3 protein-coding genes are annotated in these 3,868 nt (G+C 53.5%); all 3 read right to left on the bottom strand.

Annotated features, from left to right (window positions below; all coding sequences use genetic code 11):
* Nucleotides 1-155 precede the first annotated feature (155 nt).
* The 3 genes from L248_RS09145 to L248_RS09135 are packed head-to-tail and all read right to left on the bottom strand — an operon-like array spanning nucleotide 156 to nucleotide 3,581.
* Complete coding sequence (locus L248_RS09145) at nucleotides 156-1,619, bottom strand: ABC transporter substrate-binding protein (protein WP_022529910.1); 1,464 nt, start codon at nucleotides 1,617-1,619, stop codon at nucleotides 156-158.
* A gap of 39 nt (nucleotides 1,620-1,658) precedes the next feature.
* Nucleotides 1,659-2,579 (bottom strand): carbohydrate ABC transporter permease, encoded by a 921-nt coding sequence (locus L248_RS09140; RefSeq protein ID WP_040535912.1) that lies wholly within the window; start codon nucleotides 2,577-2,579, stop codon nucleotides 1,659-1,661.
* Nucleotides 2,580-2,597: 18 nt separating this feature from the next.
* The gene (locus tag L248_RS09135; protein WP_040535909.1) at nucleotides 2,598-3,581 is read right to left on the bottom strand and encodes an ABC transporter permease; all 984 of its coding nucleotides are present in this window, start codon (nucleotides 3,579-3,581) and stop codon (nucleotides 2,598-2,600) included.
* Nucleotides 3,582-3,868: the final 287 nt, after the last annotated feature.

Below are 3,868 nucleotides of genomic sequence, written 5' to 3'. Positions count from 1 at the left end.
AAGGCCGAGCTTTAAGACCGCGCGCACTTTGCGCGGGCTTAAAGTCGTGCCCACGGCTAGCTCCGCAGGACCGGCTTCGCACTAGCTTCGCGTCGCCGCCCCCAATCTGCGGAGCCCGGAGTCACCCGGGTTCAGCGCAGGACAGTTACTATCTACTATTCCGCCCGGAACTTGTCATACTGCGACTGCAATTCCTTCATGACTTTGTCCATCCCGGCCACTTTCAGCTCGCCGTTCATCTTCTTGATGGTCGGCACTGGATCCGCTGTCCCCGTGTCCAGGAGCGGCTGGTATTTGGTATAGACGTTGGAAATGTTCGAGATTTCTGTCTGAATGCTTGATACATCCGGCGTGAAACCCAACATCGCGGACTGCTTGGCGTTCTTGATGTTCTCGTCCCGCTTCGCCACCATGGCATCGGTGACCGTGTCTTGGGTGTAGAGCAGCTTGTTATTGCCCATCATCCATGCACCCAGGAAGTAGCCCGGTTGATATTCTTTGGTTGTCTTGATCTTATCCTTAGACCCGTCGGCGAAGTTCCACTGTTTGCCTTGCAGACCCCAGACGAGGTTGTTCAGCAGTTTCGGGTTCGTATTCAGTTCATTCAGGACTTCCATGGCTTCCTTCTTGTGCTTGGAAGACTTAGAAATGGCCCACAGTGCGACCCCGGATTGGGATTGGCTCTTGTACGGATCGCTGATGGGTTGAATGTCCATCGCTTTGCCGCCGGAGGCATTCTTCAGTGCGGTGTTACCGTAGTCGAACGGCCCCACGGTTTCTTGGCGCATGAACCAGGTGTCTTCGTTCAAGTTGTATGAAGTCGTCGATGTGGCGGCATCCTTCGGCAGTAAACCTTTCTTGTACCAAGAGTGCAGTACTTCCAGGTTCTTGACCGTTTCCGGCAAGTCATACATGTTGCGCACCTTGGTATCCTTACCGCTGGCATCCACGACGAAGGGCAATGAGTTGCTCAGCGGGTATTCCAGCGCCCGGTCGGAGACTTTGAAGTCCTTGCCGATGGCGAACCCGGCGACGCTGGGTTCATTTTTCTTTACTTTCTCGAGCAGTGCCGTGGCGTCGGCGTAAGACTTAACCTTGCTGACGTCCAGATTGTATTTCTTCACGAAGGTCGGGTTGAAGACCAGGTTGCTGTTTGCGTAGACGTTGGCATTGACCGGGAAGGCGTAGATTTTGTCCTTGATCGTGGCGCCCTTCCAGTAAGCCGGGTCGACACTCTTGTAGGCTTTCTTCGCGACGCCTTTCTTCAAGTAGTCCGTCATATCGGCGTAAGCACCCTTCTGGGCGTTGGTCTGATAATTCTGGACGAAGGCGAGGTCGTAGGAATCACCGGACGTGACCATGACGGAATACTTCTGGCCGTAATCGCCCCAACCGATGAACTTCATGTCCAGTTCGATGTTGGGATACTTCTTCTGAATCTCCTTGTTGGCCTTGTTGATCATGGCCGTGTAGTTCTTCGGCTTGTCGCCGGGCTGGTACATGCTGACGGTTACTTTGTCGCCGCCGCTGCTGCTCTGCGCGTTGCCGCCGCAAGCACTCAAGGTGAGCACGGTGCCGGCCGCGATGAACGCGAGCATTGCGTTACGCCATTTCTTCATTGGATAGATCCTCCTCATAATAGTAGAAAAGTTAGCAAGTTACCCCTTGACCCCGCCAATGGTCATCCCTTTGACGAAGTACTTCTGGAAGAACGGATAGGTCAAAGCAATCGGCAGGGTGGCGATGACGACCATCGCCATGCGGGTCCCCTCAGTGGGAATCTGGGCCGCTGCCGCCCCCAGCTGAGCGCTTTGCGAAGCGCTCTTGACCAGGGCATCCATATTGTTTTGAATCCGCACGAGCAAGTATTGCAGCGGGACGAGATTATCGTTATTGATATACAGTAATGCGTTCATCCAATCGTTCCAATAGCCCAGCGCGGTGAATAGACTGATCGTGGCGATCCCCGGTACCGCCAGCGGCACGACGATCTGGGCAAAGATGCGCAGGTCACCGGCCCCGTCGATGCGGGCCGACTCGACGATGGCATCCGGCACTTGGGTCTTGTAGAACGTGCGCATGATCAGCACGTTATAGACTCCGAAAGCCATCGGCAGGATCAAGGCCCACACGTTATCCCGCAAGTTCAGCATCTGGGTAACCACCAAGTACGTGGGAATCATCCCCGGGGCGAAGAGCATGGACACCAGGGCGAACATGGTGAAGAACCGGCGGTAACGGAATTCGTTTCGAGAAATGGCATAAGCGTACGTCGCCGAGAACATCGTGTTCATGATCGTCCCGATGACGGTGACGAAGATGGTCACGCCCAGCGACCGCACGACTTGGCTGCCGAACTTACTGAGATACTGATAACTGGTAATGGAGAAATGCTTCGGCCAGAACTGATAGCCGAAAATCGTCAGATCCGTTTCCTTCGTCAAGGAAATAATGATGATGAAGATGAACGGAACCAAACAGCTGATAGCGAACAGAGCCAGAAAGATATTAAAGAACAGGTTGGCCCCGGCGCTGAAACTGCGAATATCGACTGCGGTGATATGTTTTTTATGCCGCAAGACGGCCACCTCCCTTTTCTAAAATAATGCAGAATCCGGTTCTGCCTTACGCACGATCCAGTTGGCAATCAGCAAGAGGATCGTACCAACAATGGACTGCAGCAGTCCGGCCGCGGTGGCCATCCCAATGTTGTTCGTCTGGGACAGCGCGCGGTAGATGTACGTATCGAACGTCTGGGTAATATTGATCAGTGACGGCGATTGTCGCGGAATCAGGTAGAAAAGCCCGAAGTCGCTGCGGAAGATACCGCCGATGTTCAGAATCAGCATCAGCGTGGCTACCGGCAGAATGTGGGGCAAGACGATGTGCTTGATCTGCTGCCACTTGTTCGCCCCATCGATCATCGCCGCGTCGTAATACGCCGGGTCAATACCCATGATGGTAGCGAAGTACAGGATGCTGTTATACCCAATGCCCTTCCAGACGCCGAGGATAATGATGATCAGCGGCCACCAGGTGGGATCGTTATACCAATCAATGGCCTTGCCGCCCATCCCGGTGATGATGTGGTTCAGTATCCCTTTATCCGGACTGAGGAAGGCAAGAACGAAGTACGCGAGGATCGCCCACGACAGGAAGTACGGGAACAGCATACTGGTCTGGTACACCTTCAACAATTTTCTATTACGTAACTGGCTCATGATCACTGCGAAGAAGATAGCGAAGAAGAAGTTGAGCAGCAGGAAGGTCATGTTATACCCGACCGTGTTGCGGACAACGAGCCAGAAGTCCGAGGACTGGAAGAAGAACTTGAAGTTATCGATCCCGTTCCACGGGCTTTGCATCAGGCTGGCAATGAAGCCGTTGTCGCTGTAAGAAAAGTTCTTGAACGCCACGATGTTGGCCAGGACGGGAATGTAGAAGAACAAAATCAAGAACAGTGCGCCCGGCGCCACCAGGAGCAGGAACACCCGATTCTCCCAGAGATGGCCGAAAAACGAATTTTTCTTTTTCCGGGCTAAGGGGTGGACCTGGGCAACGGTGGTTGTTACCTCATCCATAATCATGCAGCCTCCTTTCCAACGTGTTTCTAACTGACAGGTTCTATGGTATAACGCTTTCAAAAATGGGAATACGTGCGAAACTAAGTAAAAAGCGCACAAAGCTAAGATATAGCAGTTTGCTTTCCTTTCCTGGCCCGGGTGACTACGGGCTCCGCGGATTGGGGGCGGCGACGCGGAGCTAGTGGTGACGGCGGTTTAAGCCCGCAAAGTGCCCCTCTACCGAACATGGAAAAACTGAAGACCCCTATCTCTGACGGCAGAAAAAGGGACTGGGACAAAATTCC

Source organism: Schleiferilactobacillus shenzhenensis LY-73, assembly GCF_000469325.1.
In the GTDB taxonomy this organism is placed as follows: domain Bacteria; phylum Bacillota; class Bacilli; order Lactobacillales; family Lactobacillaceae; genus Schleiferilactobacillus; species Schleiferilactobacillus shenzhenensis.
This window is presented reverse-complemented; position numbering and strand designations above follow the sequence as displayed.